Source organism: Actinoallomurus rhizosphaericola (assembly GCF_024055675.1).
Classification (GTDB): Bacteria; Actinomycetota; Actinomycetes; order Streptosporangiales; family Streptosporangiaceae; genus Actinoallomurus; species Actinoallomurus soli.
This window is the reverse complement of the sequence record NZ_JAMXMW010000003.1, coordinates 381,313-405,380: the sequence shown is the minus strand read 5'-3', so window position 1 is coordinate 405,380 and position 24,068 is coordinate 381,313. Positions and strand designations below refer to the sequence as shown.

22 protein-coding genes and 1 other RNA gene are annotated in these 24,068 nt (G+C 72.5%); 12 read left to right on the top strand and 11 right to left on the bottom strand.

What is annotated here, in order from left to right; genetic code table 11:
- Positions 1-172 precede the first annotated feature (172 nt).
- Both NE234_RS09535 and NE234_RS09530 read left to right on the top strand, forming a co-directional pair.
- Positions 173-1,378: a L,D-transpeptidase gene (locus tag NE234_RS09535; RefSeq protein ID WP_252778525.1), complete on the top strand. Its 1,206-nt coding sequence runs from the start codon at positions 173-175 to the stop codon at positions 1,376-1,378.
- A 185-nt stretch (positions 1,379-1,563) separates the two neighbouring features.
- The gene (locus NE234_RS09530; RefSeq protein ID WP_252778524.1) at positions 1,564-2,937 is read left to right on the top strand and encodes an FG-GAP repeat protein; all 1,374 of its coding nucleotides are present in this window, start codon (positions 1,564-1,566) and stop codon (positions 2,935-2,937) included.
- Between the two features lie 121 nt (positions 2,938-3,058).
- Here the strand turns inward: NE234_RS09530 and NE234_RS09525 are convergent, their stop codons facing one another.
- Together NE234_RS09525 and NE234_RS09520 are read right to left on the bottom strand one after the other, a co-directional pair.
- Positions 3,059-4,636 carry an alkaline phosphatase D family protein gene (locus NE234_RS09525; RefSeq protein WP_252778523.1) on the bottom strand — a complete coding sequence of 526 codons (1,578 nt, stop codon included), beginning with the start codon at positions 4,634-4,636 and terminating at the stop codon, positions 3,059-3,061.
- A 212-nt stretch (positions 4,637-4,848) separates the two neighbouring features.
- Positions 4,849-5,205 carry a winged helix-turn-helix transcriptional regulator gene (locus NE234_RS09520; RefSeq protein WP_308206867.1) on the bottom strand — a complete coding sequence of 119 codons (357 nt, stop codon included), beginning with the start codon at positions 5,203-5,205 and terminating at the stop codon, positions 4,849-4,851.
- A gap of 27 nt (positions 5,206-5,232) precedes the next feature.
- Between NE234_RS09520 and NE234_RS09515 the strand changes: the two genes are divergently transcribed.
- Positions 5,233-6,120 (top strand): NAD(P)-dependent oxidoreductase, encoded by an 888-nt coding sequence (locus NE234_RS09515; protein ID WP_252778522.1) that lies wholly within the window; start codon positions 5,233-5,235, stop codon positions 6,118-6,120.
- A gap of 21 nt (positions 6,121-6,141) precedes the next feature.
- On the opposite strand, the gene NE234_RS09510 is transcribed toward NE234_RS09515, so the two are convergent.
- Both NE234_RS09510 and NE234_RS09505 read right to left on the bottom strand, forming a co-directional pair.
- Positions 6,142-7,866, bottom strand: a complete 1,725-nt coding sequence (locus NE234_RS09510; RefSeq protein ID WP_252778521.1) for a serine/threonine-protein kinase — start codon at positions 7,864-7,866, stop codon at positions 6,142-6,144.
- Positions 7,867-7,971: 105 nt separating this feature from the next.
- Positions 7,972-8,742 (bottom strand): class I SAM-dependent methyltransferase, encoded by a 771-nt coding sequence (locus NE234_RS09505; RefSeq protein WP_252778520.1) that lies wholly within the window; start codon positions 8,740-8,742, stop codon positions 7,972-7,974.
- A gap of 151 nt (positions 8,743-8,893) precedes the next feature.
- On the opposite strand from NE234_RS09505, the gene NE234_RS09500 reads away from it, so the two are divergent.
- Positions 8,894-11,764, top strand: coding sequence for an ATP-binding protein (locus NE234_RS09500; protein ID WP_252778519.1), 2,871 nt, complete (start codon positions 8,894-8,896; stop codon positions 11,762-11,764).
- Positions 11,765-11,789: 25 nt separating this feature from the next.
- Here the strand turns inward: NE234_RS09500 and NE234_RS09495 are convergent, their stop codons facing one another.
- Together NE234_RS09495 and NE234_RS45235 are read right to left on the bottom strand one after the other, a co-directional pair.
- Entirely contained in the window at positions 11,790-12,158 is a 369-nt protein-coding gene (locus NE234_RS09495; protein WP_252778518.1) for a hypothetical protein, read from the bottom strand.
- A 31-nt stretch (positions 12,159-12,189) separates the two neighbouring features.
- Complete coding sequence (locus tag NE234_RS45235) at positions 12,190-12,540, bottom strand: DUF6191 domain-containing protein (protein WP_252778517.1); 351 nt, start codon at positions 12,538-12,540, stop codon at positions 12,190-12,192.
- Between the two features lie 111 nt (positions 12,541-12,651).
- On the opposite strand from NE234_RS45235, the gene NE234_RS09485 reads away from it, so the two are divergent.
- The 4 genes from NE234_RS09485 (at position 12,652) to rnpB (ending at position 15,738) form a co-directional block, all read left to right on the top strand.
- Entirely contained in the window at positions 12,652-13,476 is an 825-nt protein-coding gene (locus tag NE234_RS09485; RefSeq protein ID WP_406566979.1) for a Nif3-like dinuclear metal center hexameric protein, read from the top strand.
- Complete coding sequence (locus NE234_RS09480; protein ID WP_252778515.1) at positions 13,473-14,216, top strand: zinc ribbon domain-containing protein; 744 nt, start codon at positions 13,473-13,475, stop codon at positions 14,214-14,216. Before NE234_RS09485 ends, NE234_RS09480 begins: the two co-directional genes overlap by 4 nt.
- Entirely contained in the window at positions 14,213-15,337 is a 1,125-nt protein-coding gene (locus NE234_RS09475) for a bifunctional RNase H/acid phosphatase (protein ID WP_252778514.1), read from the top strand. The genes NE234_RS09480 and NE234_RS09475 overlap by 4 nt, the downstream gene beginning before the upstream one ends.
- Before the next feature lie 17 nt (positions 15,338-15,354).
- Positions 15,355-15,738: RNase P RNA component class A (rnpB, locus tag NE234_RS09470), an RNA gene on the top strand.
- A gap of 32 nt (positions 15,739-15,770) precedes the next feature.
- On the opposite strand, the gene NE234_RS09465 is transcribed toward rnpB, so the two are convergent.
- On the bottom strand, positions 15,771-16,622 hold the full coding sequence (locus tag NE234_RS09465; RefSeq protein ID WP_252778513.1) for a phosphotransferase enzyme family protein: 852 nt from the start codon (positions 16,620-16,622) through the stop codon (positions 15,771-15,773).
- Positions 16,623-16,802: 180 nt separating this feature from the next.
- Here NE234_RS09465 and NE234_RS09460 point away from each other — a divergent pair, with 180 nt between their 5' ends.
- Complete coding sequence (locus tag NE234_RS09460; RefSeq protein WP_252778512.1) at positions 16,803-18,359, top strand: hypothetical protein; 1,557 nt, start codon at positions 16,803-16,805, stop codon at positions 18,357-18,359.
- A gap of 25 nt (positions 18,360-18,384) precedes the next feature.
- Here NE234_RS09460 and NE234_RS09455 read toward each other — a convergent pair whose 3' ends face one another.
- Together NE234_RS09455 and NE234_RS09450 are read right to left on the bottom strand one after the other, a co-directional pair.
- Positions 18,385-18,873, bottom strand: coding sequence for an AAA family ATPase (locus NE234_RS09455; protein ID WP_252778511.1), 489 nt, complete (start codon positions 18,871-18,873; stop codon positions 18,385-18,387).
- Between the two features lie 9 nt (positions 18,874-18,882).
- The gene (locus NE234_RS09450; RefSeq protein WP_252778834.1) at positions 18,883-19,788 is read right to left on the bottom strand and encodes an AraC family transcriptional regulator; all 906 of its coding nucleotides are present in this window, start codon (positions 19,786-19,788) and stop codon (positions 18,883-18,885) included.
- A gap of 105 nt (positions 19,789-19,893) precedes the next feature.
- On the opposite strand from NE234_RS09450, the gene NE234_RS09445 reads away from it, so the two are divergent.
- The 3 genes from NE234_RS09445 to NE234_RS09435 all read left to right on the top strand — a co-directional run bounded on the left by NE234_RS09445 (position 19,894) and on the right by NE234_RS09435 (position 22,160).
- A complete protein-coding gene (locus NE234_RS09445) occupies positions 19,894-20,964 on the top strand; it encodes an acyl-CoA dehydrogenase family protein (protein WP_252778510.1) in 1,071 nt (356 codons plus the stop codon).
- Positions 20,965-21,054: 90 nt separating this feature from the next.
- Complete coding sequence (locus tag NE234_RS09440; protein WP_252778509.1) at positions 21,055-21,642, top strand: DUF4126 domain-containing protein; 588 nt, start codon at positions 21,055-21,057, stop codon at positions 21,640-21,642.
- A 125-nt stretch (positions 21,643-21,767) separates the two neighbouring features.
- Positions 21,768-22,160, top strand: a complete 393-nt coding sequence (locus tag NE234_RS09435) for a VOC family protein (RefSeq protein ID WP_252778508.1) — start codon at positions 21,768-21,770, stop codon at positions 22,158-22,160.
- Between the two features lie 305 nt (positions 22,161-22,465).
- Here the strand turns inward: NE234_RS09435 and NE234_RS09430 are convergent, their stop codons facing one another.
- Both NE234_RS09430 and NE234_RS09425 read right to left on the bottom strand, forming a co-directional pair.
- Positions 22,466-23,131 carry a 4'-phosphopantetheinyl transferase family protein gene (locus tag NE234_RS09430; RefSeq protein ID WP_252778507.1) on the bottom strand — a complete coding sequence of 222 codons (666 nt, stop codon included), beginning with the start codon at positions 23,129-23,131 and terminating at the stop codon, positions 22,466-22,468.
- A complete protein-coding gene (locus tag NE234_RS09425; RefSeq protein ID WP_252778506.1) occupies positions 23,128-23,973 on the bottom strand; it encodes a metallophosphoesterase family protein in 846 nt (281 codons plus the stop codon). The genes NE234_RS09430 and NE234_RS09425 overlap by 4 nt, the downstream gene beginning before the upstream one ends.
- Positions 23,974-24,068 lie beyond the last annotated feature (95 nt).

The window sequence follows — 24,068 nt, the reverse complement described above, 5'->3', positions numbered from 1 at the left end:
AAAACGGCATTAAGCTCCAGCGTAGCGCACTGCTCAGAACGGGCAGCGACGTGCCATTTTCCTCCCTGACGCAGCGGTGACGGCCGAAGTGGGCTGCATTCTCCCGATCCTCGATGGGTATCTCGTAGGGGATCAATTTTTGCCGTCGGCTGGGCCGTTGGAAGGGCTGGACATGCACGTCGATGCCATTCGGACGCAATTGGCGCTCAGCGCGGTCACGGGGACCGCCCTGGTCATGACCGCGGGTTGCAGTGGCGGTAACCGGGCCGCCGGAGAGAGCGCCGAGAAGGTCAAGGCGGACGCCGCGGCGGCCCGCGTGATGATCGCACCGGGCAACGGCACCTCGGCCGTACGGCCCGACCGGCCCGTCGTGGTCCGGGCGACGAGCGGCCGGCTGGCCGACGTCGTGCTCGACAGCGGCGGACGGAGGGTCTCCGGTGACTTCAGCAGGGACCGTACGGAGTGGCGATCCCGGTGGGGGCTCGAACCGGCGGCGAACGTCAGTGTCCACGCCGTCGCACGGAACGCCGACGGGCGGACGTCCACCGCGGTGAGCAGCTTCCGCACCACGGGGAAGCCCAGCACGGTGACGGTGTCCCAGGACCCCGTCCTGGAGGACCGGCGGAAGGAGACCTACGGCGTCGGGCTCCCGATCATCCTGAACTTCGACAAGACGATCAAGGATCGGGCGGCGGTCGAGAAGGCGCTCCAGGTGATCGCCGACAAGCCGATCGAAGGAGCGTGGCACTGGTTCGACGAGGGCAAACAGGTCGTCTACCGGCCCAAGTTCTTCTGGCCGGCCCACCAGACGGTGCGCCTCGTCGCCCACCTCACCGGCGTTCCGTTCGGGGACGACACCTACGGCACCAAGGACTTCACACGGACGTACCGGATCGGCCGGGCCCAGATCTCCCACCTCGACATCGCGGGCCACCACATGCGCGTCGACTGGGACGGCAAGCCGGTGCGGACCATCCCGATCAGCGCGGGCAACGGGGAGACCCGCGAGTACACCACGACCAGCGGGATCCACCTCAACATGGAGAAGGACGAGGACGTCACGATGACCTCCCCGGGCCGCGGGCCCGGCGACCCCGGCTACTACAGCGAACTGATCCACTACGCCGTCCGCGTCTCCAACGCCGGTGAGTACCTCCACCAGACGCCGGGCGACGAGGGCTGCCTCGGCAACCGTAACTGCAGCCACGGCTGCATCCGTCAGTCCCGCGAGGACGCCATCTGGTACTACAAGCACTCCCAGCCCGGCGACCCGGTGATCGCCACGGGAACGGACCGGCAGGTCGAGCCGGACAACGGCTGGTCGTTCTACCAGATGCCGTGGCGGAAGTGGCTCAAGGGCAGCGCCCTCCACCGCTGACGCCGGAGACCCGAGCACACGGCGCCGTGGCCGCCGCCCCGCCCTGAACAGGGCGCCGTGCGCCCCCCCGGCGGCGGCGCCGAGCCCGGTGCCGTACGCCCGCGACGCCGGACCGACCGGCAGAAGTCAGCGGATGGTCATTCGCCCGGAAGACGGTCGTTCCGCCCCATGGGCACCGTGCGTGAGTGAGCATCGCCCGCCTGAGCCTGATCGCCGTCGTTCTGCTCCCCACCTGCGCCGCGGCCACGGTGCAGGCCCCCGCCCGGCATCCGGGCGCCCGGGTCGTCCGCGCGGCCTTCGAACCGGCCCGACGCTGCCACGCCGGGGCCGCCCCGGACTTCGACGGGGACGGCGTCCGTGACCTGGCCGTCGGTGCGCCGTACGCGACGAGCGAGGGCCGCCGCCGGGCCGGAGCGGTCGCCGTCCGCTACGGAGGCCGCCCCGCCTGGCTCCGGCCGAGTCCCGCGCAGGCCGGCGCGGGGTTCGGCGGCACGATCGCCGTCGGCGACTTCGACGGCGACCACTGCGACGACCTGGCCGTGGCGGCCTCCGACCAGGGACGGGCGCGTCCCGGGGCCGACGGTACGGGCGTCGTGGCGGTGTACTTCGGCTCACCCGGCGGCCTGCGCCCGCGCATGACCCTGAGCGTGCGGAGCCTCGGCCGTACGCCGGCGGGTGATCGTTTCGGCGCCGCCCTCGCGGCGGCGGACCTGGACCACGACGGCCAGGACGACCTCGTCGTCGGCGTCCCCGGCCTCGCGGGCGGAGGCGGGGTCGGCCTGTTCAGCCGCGGTCTGCGCACCGCCCGCCTGATCACCCAGCACACCTCCTGGGTGCGGCAGCCCTCGGGCCCGACCGACGGCTTCGGCACGGCCCTGGCGGTCGGCGCGTTCGGCGCCTTCGGCCGGGACCGGCGGACGCAGATCGCCGTCGGCGCACCCGGCGACGGCATCGAGGCGTCGGGCGCGGTGACCGTCATCGATCCGGCCGCGCACCGGTCCCGGCTGATCACCGAGGACAGCCCGGGTGTGCGGGGCGTTCCCGAACGTTACGACGAGTTCGGCGCGGCCCTGGCCGCCGGCGACTTCGACCACGACGGCACCGACGATCTGGCCATCGGGGTGCCGGGCGAGGACGACACGGCGATGCCGGACAACATCGCGCAGGGCGCGGTGTACGTCCTGTACGGCTCCGGAGGCGAGGACGTGTGGGCGCTCCGCCGGCCCGGCCCCGAGGACCGGCTGGGATCCGCGCTGGCGGCCGGCGACCTGACCGGCGACGGCACGGCCGACCTCGCGGCCGGTGCCCCGGGCGGTGGCGTCGTCCAGATCCTCGACGGCCGCCGCCGGCGGGGCCTGGGACGCGGGGCCATCGTCACCTCCCCGGCCGGGGGGACCGCCCAGTTCGGGTGGTCCCTGGCGGTCCGGGGCCGGGACCTGCTGATCGGCGCGCCGGGCGCCGGCGGCTTCGGCGGCGCCGCGTTCCTGACACGGGGCTCCCGGACGACCGCCGTGCAGGCGGGCACGGCGGGCGAGCTCCTGGGCTACGCCGTCTCCTGAGCGCTCCCGGGCGCCGCGATGATCAGGGAGCGGCGCGGCGCTTCGGTCGCGATGCTCAAGGGGGCGACGGCGGCGCTTCGACCGCGGTGGTCAGGGCGGCAGGGTGCTTCGGTCGCGGTGATCAGGGGCGGCGGGGTGCTTCGGCCGCGGCGGCCCGGGGAGCGCGTCGCGCCGGCGCGGCGGCCCGGGAGAGACGGCGGGCGCCGTCGGCGACGGTGAAGCTCGCTGTGACGGTGCTGGGCGCGTGCCGTCTCGTCACGTACGGGAGCGTGTGGAAGTCGGCCCGCAGCTCCGTGGCCGTCAGTCGGGCGGCGATGAAGCCGCGGCGCTGGTCGGCGTAGGCGATGTGCGGGTTCTCGGCCAGCTCGATCGCGCGGGCCGCCGGGGTGTCGTAGCCGTCGCCGTCGCTCGTCACCGAGGTGGTCACCAGCTCGACGCCGACCCGCCGCGAGTCCGGGTCGTCGAAGTCGACGAGCAGGTCGCTCGCGTAGTGACAGTGGATGTCGCCGGTCAGGACGACCGGGTTCCGCGCGCCCGAGGCGACGATGTCGCCCAGGATCCGGTCCCGGTCGGCGGTGTAACCGTCCCAGGTGTCGACGACGACCTCCTTGCCCGGCCCGAGGTGGTAGTCGTGCTGGGCCATGAAGATCTGCTGGGCCAGCAGGTTCCAGCGGGTCCGGGAGGCGCGGAGCCCGGCGGCGAGCCAGGCCCGCTGGGCGGATCCGACCAGTGTCCGGCCGGTGGCCAGGCGCGCGGCGCAGTCGGCGCGCAGGCCGTCGTCGCACGGCTGGTCGTCCCGGTACTGCCGGGTGTCCAGGACGTGGAACGTCGTCAGGTCGCCCCAGGCCAGCCGCCGGTAGAGCCGCATCGCGGACCCGCGCGGCCGCGCCGAGCTGCGCAGCGGCATGTGCTCGTAGTAGGCGCGGTAGCCCGCCGCCTTGCGCTGAGCGAAGCCCGGCCGGCCCGACGTACCCGGGTGGACGCCCGCCCAGTCGTTCTCCACCTCGTGGTCGTCGTTGACGGCGATCCACGGGGCGAGGGCGTGCAGCGCGCGCAGGTCCGGGTCGGTCTTGTACTGCGCGTGCCGGAGCCGGTACTGCGCGAGCGTCTGGCAGTGGTGCGCGGTGTGGGAGCGGACGATCGTCCCGGTGGAGTTCCGGTAGCCGCCCGGCGCGTACTCGTAGATGTAGTCGCCGAGGTGCAGCACGAGGTCGGGCTGCTGCTCGGCGAGGCGCCGGTAGGCGGTGAAGTAGCCCTGCTCGTAGTTGGAGCACGACACCACGCCGAACGCCAGGTCCGGCGCCGTGCCCGGGGCGGGGGCGGTCCGCGTCCGGCCCGTCGGCGAGAGGTGGCCGCCGGTGCGGAACCGGTAGAAGTACTCCCGGCCCGGCTGCAGCCCGGCGGGCTCGACGTGCACGCTGTGCGCCCACGACGGCCGCGCGGTCGCGGTGCCGGACCGTACGACGCGGGTGAATCGCTCGTCCTCGGCGAGTTGCCACTCGACGTCCACGTCCCGGTCCGGCATGCCGCCGTGCCCGCCGTCGGCGAGCGGCCGGGGCGCCAGGCGGGTCCACAGGACGATGCCGTCGGCCGTGGGATCGCCCGATGCCACGCCCAGCGTGAAGGGGTCGCCCGTTCTCCGGGAGGCCAGCGGCAGCCCGGCCGTGCCGATCAGGAGGCTCCTGCGTGTCAGATCCACCCCCTCAGTTCAGATCGCGCCGCTGAGGGCGGTGAGACCTGCCGTTGACCGGCCGGTCAACATCCGGTTGACGCCACGTGACCCGCGCCTCGTCCCGAACGGCTGCGGATACCCACCTTTTTGTGGGTACTTGTCGGCGGGATTCAGGGGCCCGAAGCTTGGTCGTGGAAATTCCGTGGCCGGAGAAGAGAACACGAAGGGACGGCGGTGTATCAGGAAACCGGCTCGCTTGCGGCGAGTCTCTCCAGACGCCGGTGGCCCCAGTCGGACAGCGGCCCCAGTGCCTCGGACAGGTCACGGCCGAAAGGCGTCAGGGAGTACACGGTCTTCAACGGCCGCTCATCGTGCACCTCGCGATGGACGAGACCGTCGGCCTCCATCTCCCGGAGCGTCTGAGTCAGCACCTTTTCGGTCAGGCCGGGCAGCCGCCGGCGCAGTTCACCGGGACGGTACGGACGCGATTCCAGCAGCCAGAGCAGGATCGTCTTCCATTTGCCGTCGATCACCGCGATCGCCGCGGTCACTCCGCAGACATTCGTGTCCCGAGCACGGCTGCGCGTCATCGTCATCCCCCCTATACGACCCAGGAGCCGATCATGACCTCTTACACCCCGGATTCTGCCGTCACCGTACTCGGCCTCGGGCCGATGGGCCGGGCGCTGGCCGGCGCCTTCCTCGACGCCGGGCTGCGCACGACGGTGTGGAACCGGACGGCGGGCAGGGACCGGGAGCTGACCGGTCGCGGCGCGGTCGGGGCCCCGTCGCCCGAGGCCGCGGTCGCCGCGAGCGGGCTGACCGTGATCTGCGTGGTGAACTACGACGCGGCGGACGCCGTCCTGCGGCAGGACGCGGTGACCGCCGCGCTGAAGGAACGCACGGTCGTCAACCTGACCGCGGACACCCCCGATCGCGCCCGGGACACCGCCGCCTGGGCGGCCGAGCACGGCATCGGCTATCTCGACGGCGCGATCATGACTCCGGCCACCACCATCGGAACGCCGGCCGCGGCGTTCATCCACAGCGGCCCAGAGGAGCTCTACCGGGAGCACGGACCGGCGCTGGAGGCCCTGGGCGGCACGCACACCCATCTCGGCGAGGAGATCGGCCGGGCGGCCGCGTACGACATCGCGCTGCTCGACATCTTCTGGACCACGATGGCGGGCTACGCGCACGCGCTGGCGGTGGCGCGGGCGGAGGGCGTCAGCGCGGGGGAACTGGCGCCGTTCGCCACGGGGATCAGCGCCTTCCTCCCGTCGATCTTCGAGCGGTTCGCGCAGGACGTCGACGGCGGGAGCTTCTCCGGCGAGATCAATCCGATCACCTCGGCGGCGTCGTCCATCGCCCACATCGTGCACACGTCCGAGGCCCACGGCATCGAGGCCGGCGTGATGCGGACGGTCCAGGACCTGACGCGCCGGGTGATCGACCAGGGGCACGGCACGGACGGGTTCATGAGGATCACCGAGCTCATGAACCCGCGCTGAGCGGCGGCCGACCGCGCGGAGTCAGCCCGTGGCGAGCCGCTCGTGGGTCTGCCACGACGACGTGAGGGTCGAGCCCGAGCGTCGGCAACGGCCGGCGTTCAACTGGACCCAGTCCTCGGTCCGCTTGGTCGTGGCCCCGAACCGCACCGTCGGCCCGTTGTCGACCGACTGCACGCCATGGCCCTTGGAGGAGATCAGCGGAGTGCTGATGAAGCCGCCCGGCGACCCCTTCAGATGGCCGCGCAGCTGCGCGCAGACCTCGAAGCCGTCCTTCGGCTTCGTGTCGGCCAGGACGAACGTCCCGGAGTACGCCGTCCGGCAGACGGTGCCCTTGAAGATCACCGTTCCGGCGCCGCCGGGCAGCCCGTACGCGCGGGAGTAGTCGCGGCAGCCCTGCGCCTTCGGGCGGGCGGAGCTCTTCTTCTTGGTCCTGCCGGGGGTCGGGGTCGGTGTCGGGGTCCGGCCTCCGCGCAGACTGCCGTCCGTGGGCGTGCCCGACGCCGGGGACGACGGGCGTGACGACGGCGTCGTGGCGACGGCCATGGTCTTCCCGGAACTCTCGGCGCCGCCGCCGTCGGGCCAGAGCAGCAGGGCGAGCAGGAGCGCCACCAGGGCCGTCGCCGCACCGGCGCCGACCGCCCAGCGCGCCGCCGAGCGCCGGGACCCGGCCGGGGCGCCCGCGCGGGACCCGGCGTTCGCCCCGTCCGGCACGGCGGAGGCAGCGCCGGACCACTCACCACCCTGATCCGGTCCCGCCGGTCCGAAGGGCGACGGGCCCGGTCGCGGAGGCTCGTACGCCGTCGGTCCTGGTCGTAGGGGCTCGGACGCCGACGGGCCGGGTCGCGAGGGGTCGAAAGTGGTCTGATTCGGAGGCGGGGGGTCGAAAGCGCCCGGGCGCGGGGATTCGAACGCCGAGGGGGCCGGCGGCACGTCGACCGGCTCCTGCCCGAGCAGCGCGGCCTGCGCCTCCTGGGCGGTGGGGCGGCGCGCCGGATCCTTGGCCAGGCAGGCGGCGACCACGGAGCGCAGCGGCTCCGGTAGCGGGCCGAGGTCCGCGTCGCCGCGCACGATCCGCTCCATGACCCTGGGCACCGAGTCGTTGCCGAACGGCGGGCGGCCGGTCGCGGCGAACAGGATCGTCGAGCCCCAGGCGAACATGTCGACCGGCGCGCCGATGTCGCCGCCCGCGATCTGCTCCGGCGCCATGTACGCGGGCGTGCCGAGGGTGTTGCTCTCGTTCCTGCGGGTGGTCCCGAGGGCGCGGGCGATGCCGAAGTCGATGACCCGCGGGCCGTCCTCGCCGAGCAGGACGTTCTGCGGGTTGAAATCCCGGTGCACGATCCCGGCCTTGTGGATCGCGGCGAGGGCGGTCAGCGTGCTGATCGCCAGCCGCTCCAGCGCGCCGCCCGACCGGGGGCCCTCGGTGAGGATCTGGGATCGCAGCGACCGGCCCTCGACGTACTCGCTGACGATGTACGGCTGGTCGCCGGCGAGGTCGGCGTCGATGACCTGCGCGGTGCAGAACCGCGCGACCTTCTTGGCGGCGTCCAGCTCCCGGACGAAGCGGTCGCGCGCGTGCGGGTGGGCCGCCATGCGGGCGTGCAGGAGCTTGATCGCCACGTGCGTGCCGGCGTCGTCGCTGCCGAGGTAGACGACGCCCTGCGTGCCCTCGCCGAGGCGTCCGACGATCCGGTACGCCCCGAGCCGCGTGGGATCGCCCGGTCGCAGCGGATGACCCTCGGGCATCTGGTCGTCCTCCCGCTCTTACCGTCGGTCACGCGAGAGGTAACCATAGCGCCGGTCGCACCGGCCGACATGCCGATGGGCCGCCCTCGCGGGTGCCGGAGCGGCTCAGCTCGTGGCGCGGCCGAGGGCGTACTGGTACAGGTGCTCCTGCTGGATGGAGCCGTCGGACCGCTGCATCGTCGCGAAGTTGGCGACGAAGATCTCGTGCGCGGCGTCCACGCCCATGACGTCGATCGCGCGGGCGATGTTCGGCGAGGCCATCATCGACTCCCACGCGGTGTCGAGGGAGGCGAAGTCGTGCCGGTGGGTGACCTCCGCGCTGGCGAAGACGTCGAGCCCCGCCTCCACCATGACCTCGCGCAGCCGGTACAGGTCGTGCACGGGCGGTCCGTCCGTGGGCGGCGTGGGCACCCGGCCCCGTACGGCGCTGAGGAAGGCGCTCGCCTCGCGGCCCGACCAGTTGTGCCACAGGCCGACGGCGACGACGCCGCCCGGCCGGGTGACACGGGCCAGTTCCGCGATGGCCACCGCGGGCGCGGGCGCGTGCTGGATCGCGTCGAACGCCATGACCTGGTCGAAGCAGCCCCGGTCGTAGGGCAGCTCGGTGATCTCGGCGGCGCGCAGGTCCGCGTCCGGCAGCCGGTCACGCGCGTGCGTCAGCAGATCCGGCGAGGGGTCCAGCCCGGCGACGTCCGCGCCGGTGAAGGCGGCGAGGGCCAGGGCCGTGCCGGTTCCGCAGCCGACGTGCAGCAGGCGGGTGCCGGGCTGTGGCCCCAGCGCCGCGAGCGTCGCGGCGTAGAGAGGGCGGACCTGCTCCTCACGCAGGCGCGTGTAGGGGGTGGTGCCGCGGTGCTGACGGACCTGTGCGGTCCCCATCGTCGCGTCCTCCGTGTCGACTGCCGATGCCGATGCCGATGCCGATGCTTATGCCGATGGCTTCATGATCATCACCCGGCCGATCGGGCGCATCAGCATAATTGCTTACTTTTCAACCACCTGTAGGGCTTATGTACTACATACTCGCCATGTGACAAGGCGGGTTTCGTGTCCCACGCTCATCGGCCGCTCGGCCGAGCTCGAACGACTCGACGCCGCCCTGACCCAGGCGCAGAACGGTTCGTCCGTCCTGCTCTTCGTCTCAGGCGACGCCGGGATCGGCAAGTCTCGGCTGGTCACGACCTTCACCGAGCACGCACGGCGCCGTGACGCCCTCGTCTTCACCGGCGGCTGCCTCGACCTGGCCGAGGGCGCCGCGCCGTACGCGCCGTTCGTCGCCGCGCTCCGGCCGCTGGCCTACGAGCTCACGGCCGAGGAGCTGGGGCACGTCCTCGGCGAGGCGCCGCGCGAGCTCGGCGCGCTGCTGCCCGAGCTGTGCGGGCGGCCGCCGGCCCGGCGGGACGGCGCCGAACGCGGCCGGCTGTACGAACTCGCCCTCGGGCTGTTCCAGCGGATGGCCGCGCTGCGCCCGGCCGTCCTGGTCCTGGAGGACCTGCACTGGATCGACCCCGCCTCCGCCGACCTGCTGGCGCTGCTCGGCGCGAACCTGCGCCGCGCCGGTCTGCTCGTCATCGGGACGTACCGCAGCGACGAGGTGGTGCGCGGCCATCCGCTGCACGGCACGGTGCTGGAGCTGGAGCGCTCGGGACGCGCCGAGCGCATCGAGCTGGCCGGCCTCTCCCGGGACGAGGTGGCCGCCCAGGTGGCCGGCATCCTCGGCATCCGCCCCGCCGTCCGCCAGGTCGGCGCGTTGTTCGCCCGGACGGAGGGGAACCCGTTCTTCGTCGAGGAACTGGTCGCGGCCGGGCCCACCACGAACGAGGTGCCCGCCAGCCTCCGCGAGGTGCTGCTGACCCGTGTCGAACGCCTCGCCCCCGAGACCCGGCGGGTCCTGCGCGCCGTCGCCGCGATCGGCCGGGTCGGTGACGAGGAGCTGATCGCCGCGGTGACCGGGCTGCCGCCCGAGTCGCTGGACGACGCCCTGCACGAGGCGGTCGCCCACCGGCTGCTCGTCGTCACGGACGACGGATACGACGTACGGCACGCGCTCCTGCGCGACGCCCTGCACACCGAACTGCTGCCGGGCGAACGCAGCCGGCTGCACCGCGCCGTCGCCACGGCGCTGGAGAAACACGGTCCGTCCGCCGAGCTCGCCCGCCACTGGCACGCCGCCGGCGACGCGGACCGGGCGCTCAGCGGCTTCGTGGCCGCGGCCGCCGCCGCACAGGCCAGCTACGCCTGGGCCGTCGCGCTGGCGCACTACGAACGTGCCCTCCGCCTGTGGCCGGAGGTTCCCGACGCCGCCGCCCGCACCGGGATGCCGTACGCCGAACTCCTGGGCCGCGCCGCCGAGGTCGCCACCGCGGCGGGGGAGGTCGACCGCGCCGCCCGGCTCGCCGAGGAGGCGATGGGCGAGGTCGATCCGGCGGCCGAGCCGACGCGCGCGGCGGGCCTGTGGACCCTGGTCGGCCGGATCCGCTGGGTGGCCGGGGACCTGGCCGCCGCCTGCGCGGCGTACGACAAGGCGATCGCGCTGCTGCCCGCCGAGGCGTCGGCCCGCGAACGCGCCCGCGTCCGCGGGCTGCAGGGGCACGCGCTGATGATCCAGTGCCGCTTCCGCGAGTCCGTCGCGTCCTGCCGGGAGGCCGTCGAGGCGGCCGTGGCCGTCGGCGCCCGCGACATCGAGGGGCACGCCCGCAACACCATGGGCGTCAGCCTCGCCATGCTCGGCGAGATGACCAACGGCCTCGCCGAACTCGCCGAGGCCCTGCGCAGCGCCAAGGAGCGCGAGGACGCCTGGGAGGTCGGCCGCGCGTACGTCAACTACACCGAGGCGCTGCTGTGGGCCGGGGACTGGGCCAAGGCCGCGGAGCTGGGCATGGAGGGCGTGGGCATCTGCCGGCGTCTCGGATACGGCCGGACGACCTGCATGTGCGCTGCCGGCAACACGCTCGCCGCGCTGATCCGCCTCGGGCGCTGGTCCGACGCGGACCGGCTCGTCGACGACGTCATGGACATCGAGGCGCCGCCGTGGCAGCGCTGGGGCGTGACGCTCGCCATGGCCGAGCTGCAGCTGCGCCGGGGCGACTCCGACGGCGCCCGGCGCCACCTCGCCACCCTCGCCGAGATCACCGGCCGGACCGACGACCTCGACCTGGCCAGCTCCTACCACGCCTGCCGGGCCCGCCTGGCGATCCTCGAACACGACCTGACGGCCGCGCGCGGCCACGTACGGGCGGGGCTCGACGTCATCCGCGGCAGCGAGTTCATCCGGATCGGGCCCGAACTGTGCGCCGCGGGGATCCGTGCGGAGGCGGGACTGCACGGCGACGCGACGCCGCTCCTGGAGGAGTGCCGCGCGATGCTCGCGGCGATGCCCAAGATGCCGGAGCCGGAGGCGTACGGCCTCCAGGCCGAGGCGGAGGCGACCCGGACGGCGGCCCCGGACCCGGCCCTCTGGCGCTCCGCCACCGCGCTCTGGGAGGAGCTCGGCGAGACCTACCGCGCGGCGTACTGCCGGACCCGCGAGGCCGAGGCGATCCTGGCCGTCCGTGGCCCGCGCGAGGACGCGGTGGAGGCGCTGCGCGCGGCGTGGGCCACCGCCGACGCCCTCGGCGCCGACGCGCTGCGGCCGGAGATCGAGAACCTGGCCCGGCGTGCCCGGCTCGATCTCGTCCCGGCCGCCGAGGAGCCCGAACCCGCGGAGGAGCCGGTACCCGGGCTCACCGCGCGGGAGACCGAGGTGCTCGCGCTGCTGAGCAGCGGGCGGACCAACCGGCAGATCGCCGAGACGCTGTTCATCAGCGAACGGACCGTCGGCGTCCACGTCTCCCGCATCCTGCACAAGCTCGGAGTGCCGAACCGGGGCGCCGCCGCCCACCTCTTCCGCGCGTCCAACTGAACCCGGCCGGAGCCTGGAGGCGCGATCAGGGGCCGGGGGTGAACGAGCCGCCGCGCAGGGCGGCGTCGACGAGTTCGACGGCCCGGGCCACGGACGCCAGGCGAGTGCCCTCCCGACGGTAGATCTCCAGCACCGTCTCGACGGCGTGGGCGGGGACCGTGTCCGCCAGCTCGGCGCGGGCGGTGCGGAAGCCCTCCCTCGCCGCCTCCAGATCGGCGGCGACGTGAAGACGGGCCATGCGCGACAGCACGGCCGGATGGCGCCGGAGCACGCCGTACCGGCGGTATTCGGGCGGCACCAGGTCGAAGAGCCAGGCCACCGCCGTGTCCTCGAATCTCTCGGTGCCCGGCGGATGCACTCCCGAAGGCCAGCCGGGCGGCACGTTCGCGGTCACGTCGTCAGGAAGGGAGAACCACCGCTTCGGCCTACTCCTTCTCCTCTTCCTCCGGATCACGGCGCTTCGTGATCCTGATCATGCCGGAGTCGAGGTCGTCACGCCCGCCGGCGCTGTTGGTGTGCAGCTCGTGGCGGCGGGTCTTCTCCTTCTCCTGCTCCTCGAGCTGGATCTGTTTTCCGGCACCACCGAAAGCCGCCTGCAGGTCCGCGAACATCCCGGGCCCGAACCCGGCCCCGGACGAGGAGTCGCCCCGGATGGCCGACATCAGGCCGCCGCCACCACCGTTGCCGTCCTTCGGCCAGTCGATGACCTCTGGCTCGGGAGCAGCGGCGGGGCGCTTACGCGGACGCCTACGGCGCCGTCGAAACGGTGATTTCACGCAACCTCCAACGATCGGCCGAGTGCCATGATTCCGCACCGGCGCCCCGCCGATGTTATGCGCGATTTCCGGGATCTTGAATGCGCGGTCACCGCGACCTTGAGCGGTACCCTGCGGAGGGTGCCCACCACACTGGCCGACATCATCACGATCCTGGAGGATCGCTACGATCCCGCCTGGGCGGAGTCCTGGGACGCCGTCGGCCTGGTCTGCGGTGATCCGGACGCCGAAGTCCGCCGTGTCCTGTTCGCCGTGGACCCGGTGAGCGACGTGGTCGACGAGGCCCTGGACTGGCGCGCCGACCTGATCGTCACGCACCATCCGCTACTGCTGCGGCCCGTACACGGGGTACCCGCCACCACCCCGAAGGGCCGCGCCGTGCACCGGTTGATCACCGCCGGCGCCGCCCTGTACACCGCGCACACCAACGCCGACGTCGCCGACCCCGGCGTCTCCGACGCGCTCGCCCGCGCCGTCGGGCTCACCGGGCCCCTGCGGCCGCTGAGCCCGTCCGCCGACGATCCGCGCCGGGGCCTCGGCCGCGTCGGCGAGCTGCCCGCACCCGTGACGCTGCGGGAGTTCGCGGACGCCGCGGCCAAGAGCCTGCCCGCCACCGCCGCGGGCCTCCGGGTCGCCGGCGACCCGGAGGCGCCGGTCCGTACGGTGGCGGTCTGCGGCGGTGCCGGCGACTCCCTGCTCGGCGCGGCCCGCGCCGTGGGAGCCGACGTCTACCTCACCGCCGACCTCCGTCACCATCCGGCGTCGGAGTTCCGGGAGGATGGGAGTACCGCACTCGTCGACGCCGCGCACTGGGCGACGGAATGGCCGTGGCTCGGCGACGCGGCGGCCCTGGTGCGACAGACTGGCGTGGAGACCCGGATCTCCACCGTCGTGACCGACGCGTGGACCTTTCGATCCCTTGAAGGAAGTACGTGAAAGCAGCACCTGAAGCCCAGATGCGCCTCCTCGACCTGCAGGAGCTGGACACCCGGCTGGACCGGCTGGCCCACCGCAGGCGCACCCTGCCGGAGCTCGCCGAGATCACGAAGGTCGAGGAGCGTCTCGGCGGGGTCGGCGACGCCCTCGTCGCCGCGCAGACCGAGATCAGCGACATCGACCGGGAGCAGAAGAAGGCCGAGCAGGACGTCGACCAGGTACGCGCCCGCGCCGAGCGGGACCAGAAGCGGCTCGACTCCGGGCAGGTGTCCTCGGCCCGCGACCTGGAGAACCTCCAGTCCGAGATCGTGTCCCTGCAGAAGCGGCAGGCCGACCTCGAGGACATCGTCCTGGAGGTGATGGAGCGCCGCGAGGAGGCCGAGAACCGCCTGCGCGCCGTCGAGGCGGACAAGGAGGCGGCCGAGAAGGATCTGGCCGAGCTCACCGAGCGCCGCGACGCCGCCAACCGGGAGATCGACGGCGAGGCCGAGCTGGTCCGCACCGCGCGGGCCGGAGTCGCCGGCGACATCCCCGGCGATCTGCTCAAGCTCTACGAGAAGCTGCGCGAGCAGCAGCGGGGCGTCGCCGCCGCGCCGCTGCTGCGCGGCCAGTGCCAGGGCTGCCACCTGCAGCTCAACACCGTGGAGCTGAACGCCATCCGCGCGGCCGCCAAGGACGACGTCATCCGCTGCGAGGAGTGCCGCCGAATCCTCGTCCGCACCCCGGACTCCGGCCTGTGAAGCTGATCATCGAGGCCGACGGCGGGTCCCGCGGCAACCCCGGCCCCGCCGGGTACGGCTCCGTCGTCCGCGACGCCGTCACGGGCCAGGTCCTGGCCGAGCGGGCCGAGTCCCTCGGCGTGGTCACCAACAACGTCGCCGAGTACCGGGGCCTGATCGCGGGCCTGGAGGCCGCGTCCGAGCTCGCCCCGGACGCCGACCTCGAGGTCCGGATGGACTCCAAGCTCGTCGTCGAGCAGATGTCCGGCCGGTGGAAGATCAAGCATCCGGACATGAAGCCGCTCGCCCTTCAGGCGCAGCGGCTGGCCTCCCGCTTCGGTTCGGTCCGCTACACGTGGATCCCCCGGGAGCGCAACAAGCACGCCGACCGGCTCGCCAACGAGGCCATGGACGCCGCCGCCGAGGGCCGTACCTGGGCGCCGTCCGCCGTCGAGGAGGACGAGCCGGACCCGCCCACGGCGACCACGGGCTGGGGCCCGCCGACCACGGATCCGACGACGACGCTGCTGCTCCGGCACGGCGAGACGCCGTACTCCGGGGAGCGGCGGTTCGCCGGCGTCGGCGACATCCCCCTGACCGACACGGGCCTGGCCCAGGCCCGCGCCGCGGGAGAGGCGTTCGCCGGCCGGGGCATCGACGCGATCGTCACCTCGCCGCTCAAGCGGACGCGGCAGACCGCCCAGGAGGTCGCCCAGGTCCTCGACGTCCCGGTCCGCGTGGAGGACGACCTGCGTGAGACCGACTTCGGCGACTGGGAGGGCTACACCTTCGCCGAGGTGCGCGAACGCTGGCCCGCCGAGCTGGACGCCTGGCTCGCCGACCCCTCCGTCGCGCCGCCCTACGGCGAGAGCTTCGCGGCCACCCTCAAGCGCGTCCAGACCGCCCGCGACAAGCTGCTCGTCCGGTTCCGGAAGCAGAAGATCCTCGTCGTGTCGCACGTCACGCCGATCAAGACGCTCCTGCGCCTGGCACTGGACGCCCCGCCCTCCGCGCTGTACCGGATGCACCTGGACGTCGCATCCCTGTCGGTCGTCGACTGGTACGCCGACGGCCCCGCCGTCGTACGGTCCCTCAACGACACCCACCATCTCCGCCAGGGTGCCGAACCGGGCCTTTGGTAAAGTCGGTGAACGACGGACGAGTCGGCCGGACGGTCGCGTCGGAGTTCCGCTCCGACGAGGAAGGTCCGGGCTCCACCGGGCAGGGTGGTCGGTAACGCCGACCCGGGGCGACCCGCGGGAAAGTGCCACAGAAAGCAGACCGCCTCCGCATGCGGAGGTAAGGGTGAAACGGTGGTGTAAGAGACCACCAGCGCCCCAGGTGACTGGGGCGGCTCGGCAAACCCCACCCGGAGCAAGGTCAAGAAGGACCCGCCACGCGGGTCCGCGCAGGCGTTCGAGGGCGGCCCGCCCGAGCCTGCGGGTAGACCGCTCGAGGCCGCCGGCAACGGCGGCCCTAGATGGATGACCGTCGCTCCGCGCGAGCGGAGGCACAGAACCCGGCCTACAGGCCGACTCGTCCGTCATCCGTGCCGCTGACCTGGAGCGCAGCGCGTCAGCCATGGGTATCCAGCCCGTTGCGATCGAGCGCTGCTCGGATCTGGCCGAGCCACTCTGCGCCGAGCCGGCGCCCGTTGGGGAGTTGGTCACCTCGATCCCAGCGCCACGTTGTGATCATCGCCAGCACGAGGATCCGGCACGCGCGCAGCACGTCTCGATCGACACCGGGATAGTGTTCGCTGACTTCTTCGGGCGCATGGGCGAGGTCGAATTCGACAGGCCCACGGCAACACGTCTCAAGGTCGATGAACAGCAGACCGTTCGTTGTGGTGAGCACGTTGCCCGGGTGCGGCTCGCCGTGCAGCAACTGCTCGGCGCCGCCGCGCTCGCCGATCACTCGCCTCAGGCTTCCCAACGTGTCGCCGAGCAGCTCCCGGTCCGCTCCGGCGAGCGCCGGAGTGCGGTCGCGGTCCGCCACGAGTCGCTGAGCCTGCTCGACTCGATCCGTGAAGTGCGGCGTCGGGACGTCGAGCTCGCGCATGCCGGCGTGCAGTCGCCGGAGCGCGTCGGCGTAGTCGGCCGGTGAGATCTCTCGAGGTGTCACGGGCTCGTAGTAGGTCCACAGCGTGACCACGAAGCCATCACGCTCATAGGCGCGTGGCTCCACTCGAGGCTCGAGAGCGGCCACCGGGCACCCGGATTCGGCGAGCCGCCGAGCAAGCTCGAGCTCGAACCGTGCGACCTGATGCGCCACAGGTGCCACCCGGGCCAGGACGTCAGAAGGCAGCAGACGCAGAGCCAGCTTGTTCGAGTCTTGAAGCACGATGGCGTCGTCGGCTGTCAGGCCAAGTGATGAGGCGGTGGACATGGCGGCGGCCACCGCACGCGAAAGCTCTGAGGCCTGCACCGTCGCCTGGCCCCTCTCCCTTGAGCGCCGCCGTGACTCTCCAAGCGGTGCAACGTGCGCACCATACCAAGCCGTCGGTAGAGAGCCGCCGTGGCGCGGCTGGATCGGCGACCAGCCGCCCTCCGATCCGCGGCGCGGTGGGGTAAGGCGGGCGTGAAAGAAGATCACTACTCTGCCTGGGTGCTCTCATACGACGAGTTGACCCCACCGGAGCGTGAGCTGTGGGACGCGTTCTCCGAGGGACACCGCGTGGACCTGCGCACGGGTGTGCCCGAGGACGACCTCCTCACCGGAGGCGGGCGGTGGGGCCCCGGGCGGACGGTTCGGGCCGCCGTGATCGTGGCGCTCCTCTTGGGCGCGAACTCCGCGCAGCCGGGGGCCGTCCCGTGTCTGAGGCTCGCCGGGGCGCGGATATCCGGGCGCCTCAACCTGGCCGGTGCGCAGATCGCTCACGGCGTCTGGATCGAGGACTGCTGGTTCGAGGCGGGCGTGGACCTCTCCGGCGCGTCGACCCAGTCGATCGCGATAGTGGGCAGCCGAGTGCCGGGGGTGGAAGCCGGCATGATCCGTATCGAGGGACGCCTCGACCTGAGGCGCTCCCGCCTTGAAAGCGACTCCGCCTCGCCCTTCCACCGCAGGGTCACCGCCTTGTCGCTCATCAACGCCCATGTGAGCGGGGCCGTGAACCTCAGCGGCGCCCGGATCACCGCAGCCGGGGAATGGGCGATCTCCGCTGGCGGACTGGTCGCTGAGGGCGGTGTCTACTGCGTGGACGGATTCGTGGCGGACGGTGAAATCCGTCTCATGGGGGCACGGCTGCCCGGCGGACTGCACATGCGGGGCGCGCTACTGGAGCGCCCCGGCCCGCGTGCGGTGGCGCTCGCCCTGGACAATGCCGCGGCCTCGGTGCTCGACTTCTCCGACGGGTTCACCGCGAACGGGACCGTACGGCTGCGGGGAGCCCGGATCTCGGACAACCTGACCTTTGAAGGAGCCGTCCTGAACGGGCCGCCCGACGGCCGCGGCCCATCTCTGGTCGCCTCGCTGATGCATGCCGTCGACTTGGATTTCGCGCTCGCCCGGCCCCCGTCCGGCACCGTGGACCTGTGGGGCGCGCAGGTGTCCTACCTCCACGACAGCGAGCACAGCTGGCCGGATGTGGTCGAGCTGGACGGCTTCGTCTACGGCTCCATCACGGTGGCAGAGGCGGGGGAGCGGCGGGAGGCAGCGGGGCAACGGAACTCCGCGGCTCGCCGTCTGGCGTGGATACGGCGCACCCGGGCCTACAGTCCGCAGCCATATGAGCAGTTGGCGAGCTGGTACCGGAAGGCCGGCCACGACGACGACGCCCGCCGGGTGCTCCTGGCGAAACAGCGTCACCGGCGCCGCACCTTGTCCCTGCCCCCGCGCGCCTGGGGACACCTGCTCGACGCGACCGTCGGCTATGGCTATCGGCCATGGCTGGCGGGCATCTGGCTCCTGATACTGACCCTGCTGGGCACCCTGGTCTTCGGCGCGAACTCTCCCACCCCGGTGAAGGCGGGCGAAGGCACCCGGTTCCAGCCCCTCGTCTACACACCCGACCTCTTGATCCCCATCGGTGGCCTGGGTCAGCGCACGGCCTGGTACTGGTCGAACGACGGCCTTCAGGGGCTGGCCTACCTGCTGATCGCCTTCGGCTGGGTGCTGACGACCGCCGTCATCGCGGGTGTCACCCGCACCCTGCAGAAGAACTGACGGGCGGCACGACGACCTGCTCCGGCTAGTGCGGCGACCAGGGGTCGTCGGGCCCGACGTATCGATCGAACCGCGCGATCTCCTCCGGGCCCGGGCGCTCGAATCGGTCGGAGGTGCCGAGCAGCACCTGAGAGGCGAGCGCTTCGGCCTCCGGGCCGCCCCTCGCTCGAACGCGCCGCACGAGCTCGTCGAGAGGAGCGTCGACGAAGTGGAGCTCCGTCACGGCTCCCTCCCGCACGGCGACCTGCCGGATGTTCTCGCGTTCGTCGCGCGACCAGGAGCCGAACTCGACGACGATGCTCGTGCCGCAGCGCAGGAGATCGCTCGCGTGGACGAGCATGCAGTCTTGGAGCTTGAACCGGAACTCGTAATCCACGAGGCTGATGCCGAGCCCGACGATCCATTCGTCCGGACTCAGATGCACGGCCTTCGCGGCCTTGACGATCTGCCGCGCGCGGGTCGTCTTCCCGGCTCCGGGCAGCCCGCACACCAGGTACATCCGCGCGTCGTTCACCGCGCCATCCTAGTTCCGATCTTTCATCGAGCGGGCGATCCGCATGTTCTGCCGGAATCGGCCTGGTGAGACGCCGTACTCCCGCCGGAAGGCGTTCGCGAACGCGAACTCCGTCGAGTAGCCGATCTGCCGGGCGATCGCCGCCAACGTCGCCGAGGTCTCGCGCAGCAGGCGGGCGCCGAGGCCGAGGCGCCAATCGGTCAGGTACGTCGCCGGCGATTTGCCGACCAGCTCGGTGAACCGCCGGACGAAGGTCGTACGGGACATGCCCGCGATCTCGCTCAGCCGCTGCACCGTCCACTGGCCGTCCGGCGCGTCGTGGATCGCGCGCAGCGCCGCGGCGATTCCCGGGTCGGTGATCCCCGGCCATGGCTCGTCGCCGGACTGCTCCTGCCAGTGCCGCAGCGCGTGGACGAGCGTGAGGTCGACCAGCGCGGACCGGGTCGCGTCGTCGCCCGGCCGGGCCTCGGACACGTCGTCGCCGAGCAGGGCCGTCAGCGACCGAAGCTGCGGGTGGCGTTCGTAGTCCGGCGAGATCGCGATGACGTCCGGCAGGTCACGGAGGAACTGATGGACCTTGCTGTTGTCCAGGCGGTAGCACCCGCAGAGGAACTCGAAGTCGGACGGGCCGGGGCGCGGCGGCTCGGGGCCCATGCTCGCCACCGGCAGCGCGCCGAGCGCGCACGGCGCGTGGCTGAGTCCGTGCTCGGTGCCGTACGGGACGAGCACGACGTCACCCGGCCGCAACGGGATCGACTCGCCGCCTCTCCGGATCAGCCAGCCGGTGCCACTCAGCACGAGGTGAAACCCGACGCCCCCGAAAGAGGGGTAGCGGGCGCCCCACGGCCCGGACTCCGCGATCCGGCGAGCGTAGGCGTTGCCGGCACGGACGGTACCGATCACCTCGCTGATCATGTCCACGTACAGATCGTAGGCCGCACGCCGCCCCGGAGCGGGTCGTCCGAGTATGCGTCTGGGCCGATCGGACATGGTCGCCGGCGGCCGCGACTGGTTGGGTCGATGGACGTGACCTTCGACGCCATCCCTCACGACCAGGCCCGCATCCTTCTCGAGAACGCCGAGAAGACCGAGCAGCAGGATCGCCCGACCGCCGACAGCCTCGGCGTGGTACGCCGTCACGGCGGCTTCGCGCTCAGGACGCCCGAACGGTTCGGCGGGGCCTGGGCCGACGCCTGCACCGTCGCCCGCCACCTGGCGGATGTGGGCCGGTACTGCCCGTCCACCGCCTGGATCGCCGGTACCTGCGCGACCGGCAAGACCTTCGCCGACGACGCCTTCCGCGGCGCGGTACCGGCCGACTTCCACGCCGACCCGGACGCGCTCGCCTGTGGATCGGGCCGGCCGGACGGCACCGGAGAGGCCGAGCCGGGCGGCATCCGGATCAACGGCCGCTGGCCCTACGTCTCCGGCTGCGAGGACGCGGCCTGGGCCCTCCTCGGGTTGATCGTCGACGGTACGTACTCGGTCTCGGTGATCCCCATGGTCGACCTGACCGTCGAACGGACCTGGAACTCCGCCGGCATGCGCGGCACCGGAAGTCAGACCGTCGTCGCCCAGGACCTGCTGGTACCGGCGGAACGGGTGAGACCGGCCGGGCCGCCGACGCCCTCTGCCAAGGTCTTCTACGGGCTCACGGTCCTCGCCCCGGTGGTCGGCGCGGCACGCGGCGCGCTCGACGTCGTGCACGCGCTGTTCGCCTCGGATCGCAAGCCGTTCATGACGGCGTACGCGCGGATGGGCGACTCGCCGGCGGCACGGCACTGGCTGGCCGAGGCGACGCTGCTCGTCGACCGCGCCGAACGCACCATGCTCGCCGCCGCGCAGGCCGTCGACGCGGGCGACGTCTCGGCGGCCGAACGCGCGCGGCTGGAGATGGACCTGTCGTACGCCGCCCGCGACTGCCGTGCCGCCGTGGAGCTGATGCTGGACCTGCACGGACCGAGCGGCTTCGCCACGAACAACGCGTTGCAGCGGTACTGGCGGGACATCGCGGTCGGCGGCCGTCACCCGCACCTGCGGACCTACATCGCGGCGGAGGACCACGGCCGGGCCCTCGCCGCCGAGAGCTGACCTGGGTCTTCAGCCGGCGGCGGTGGCGTGACGTGACAGGCGGCGGTTCCCGGAGGAACCTTCCTCTACGACGATGACGTCTTACCTGGCATGTTCGCGACGTTGACCGGGCTCGGCCTATCCGCATCGGCCGGTCTGAACGCTTATATCCCGATCCTGGTGGTCGGCCTGCTCGCCCGCTTCACCGACGTGATCGCCCTGCCGCACCAGTTCGCGTGGATGGGCAACGGATGGGCGCTCGCGGCCGTGGCGGTCCTGCTCGCCGCGGAGGTCGTCCTCGACAAGGTCGCCATCGTCGACCATGTCAACGACGCGATCCAGACCTTCGTACGGCCTGCGGCCGGCGGTGCCGTCTTCGCCGCCTCGGACGCGGCCGCGCGGATCGACCACTCCGGGTGGATGGTCGATCATCCCTGGGTGGGCTGGGCGCTGGGCATCGTCGTCGCGCTGTGCGTGCACGTCACCAAGGCCGGCGTGCGTCCCGTGATCAACGTCGGCACGGTCGGCGTCGGAACGCCCTTCGTGAGCGCCGCGGAAGACGCGATGTCACTGGTGATGAGCTTCGTCGCGGTCCTCGTCCCCGCGCTCGTCATCCTGTTCCTGATCGTGTTCGTCCTGATCGGATGGCGGTTGACGCGAATGATCCGCAAGCGGCGTAAGCCGGAGCACGCCCGCTGATCCGTGCTCCGCGGACGACGGAACGGCCGTGCGGGCGCGTCCGGCCGTACGGCGTCTCGAGAACCCGGTCCCGAAGCCGCCTCGTCCGTCACCGCCCGTCCTGGGCGGGTCCGTATGCTCGGGAGGTGCGAGTCGATCTTGTGACGCTGGTCGTGGAGGACTACGACGCGGCGATCGGGTTCTTCGTCGGCGTGCTGGGCTTCGAGCTGGTCGAGGACTCCCCGTCGCTGACCGATGACGGCCGTCCGAAGCGGTGGGTGGTCGTACGGCCGCCGGGGGCCGAAACGGGCATTCTGCTCGCCCGTGCGGACGGTGAGCGGCAGGCCGCGGTCGTCGGGGACCAGGTCGCCGGGCGCGTGGGCTTCTTCCTCCGCGTCGATGACTTCGCCGCCGCCTACGAACGGATGGTGGCCGCCGGTGTCGAGTTCGTGACCGCACCACGTACGGAGTCCTACGGCCGGGTCGCCGTGTTCCTCGACATCGCGGGCAACCGCTGGGACCTGCTCGGCCCGGCCTGACGATCGCCGACGGACGCACGGCACCGCCGGTAAGGTGCCCGCGTGCTCGTCTCCCAGTACACCTACTTCGCTCTGACCTCGACGCAGGTGCCGGCGGCCGAGATCGCCGCTCGGCTGGCACCTCGACGCCCGAGCCCTGGAGTTCCTGCGGCTGACCCGCGCGAAACCGGACGTCGATGAGTACGCCTACGAATGACTCGCGCGACGCATCGCTTCGGCCCTGGCACCGAGCCCTCAACGGCAGGTGCGCGGCGACGCTGCCGCCGGCCTTCCCTAGCGAATCCGGCTGTTCGGGCGGCCGCCGGTCAGGAGGGGGAGTGGGGGACGGAGATGGCGGTGAGGATCAGGCCCTTGCGGGCGAGCCAGCGGCCGGTGAAGCCTCTCAAGGGGCGGCCGTCGACCTGCGGGGGAGGGACGGTCAGCGCGGCCGTGAAGGTGCCGGCCTCGGGGTCCACGGTGATGCTCGCGCCCTCGAAGTCCAGCCAGCTGCGGGTCAGCGGGAACCACGCCTTGTAGACCGACTCCTTGGCGCTGAACAGCAGACGGTCCCAGTGCACGCCGGGTTCGGCGGCGCGCAGGTCGGCCAGCCAGGCGCGCTCCTCGGGGCGGGAGACGTGCTCCAGGACGCCGTCGGGCAGTGGGCCGTTGGGCTCCGCGTCGATGCCGATGGTCTGGACGTCACGCGCCCGGGCCACCGCGGACGCCCGGTAGCCGTCGCAGTGGGTCATGCTGCCCACGATCCCGTCGGGCCAGGTCGGGGCGCCGTGTTCGCCGGGGAGGAGGGGCGCGGGGGCGACGCCGAGCCGCGCGAAGGCCGCCCGCGCGCACGCCCGTACGGTGGTGAACTCCCTGCGGCGTTTGTCGACGGCGCGGCCGAGCAGCGCCGCCTCTTCGGGGAACAGCGTCGTGGCGGGCGCGTCCTCGAACGCCTCCTCACCCACCGCCTCCGGCGGCAACAGCTCCTCGATCACGGCGTCGGGAGGATCTGCCGCAGGGCCGGCGGCGCCGGGCGTTTCTGCCACTCCCGGGGGTAGCCGACCGAGACCTCCTCGAATCGCACGCCGTCGTGGTAGGTGGTCCGCGGGATGTGCAGGTGGCCGTAGACGGCCACGGCCGCGCGGAAGCGCAGGTGCCAGTCGGCGGTGTGCTCGGTGCCGCACCACTGGGCGAACACCGGATAGCGGAGGATGCGGGTGGGCTCCCGGACGAGGGGATAGTGGTTCACCAGAACGGTCGGCAGGTCGGGATCCAGCGCCGCCAGGCGCTCTTCGGTCGCCGCCAGCCGGGCCCGGCACCATGCCTCGCGGGTGGGGTACGGGTCCGGGTGCAGGAGCACCTCGTCGGTGCAGACGACGCCCTCCTTGTACGCCTGCGCGAGCGCGGCCTCCTGGGTGGTGACGCCGTCGGGGCGGAACGTGTAGTCGTAGAGCAGGAAGAGCGGCGCGACGACGGCCGGGCCGCCGGGGCCGCGCCAGACCGGGTACGGATCCTCCGGCGTGAGCACGCCCATCTCCCGGCACAGCTCGACGATCCGCAGGTACTTGGCCTCGCCGCGGAGCTCGGACGGGTCGTCCCGGCGCGTCCACAGCTCGTGGTTGCCGGGCGCCCACACGACCGTCGCGAACCGCCGTCGCAGCGTGTCGAGCGCCCAGGTGATGTCGTCGAGCTTCTCGCCGACGTCGCCGGCGATGAGCAGCCAGTCGTCGTCGGAACCCGGGCGCAGTCCCTCGACGAGCTTGCGGTTCTCCGAGTAGGAGACATGAAGGTCGCTGAGGGCGAGGAGCTTCGCGTCATCTCCCGGCGTGCGGATCACATCCGCGATGCTACGGCGGATCTCGCCCGAACGGACCCCCTCTTCGGCGGCGCCGCCGGCGGACCGGACCCGGGCCGCCCGCGGACGGGCCCAGG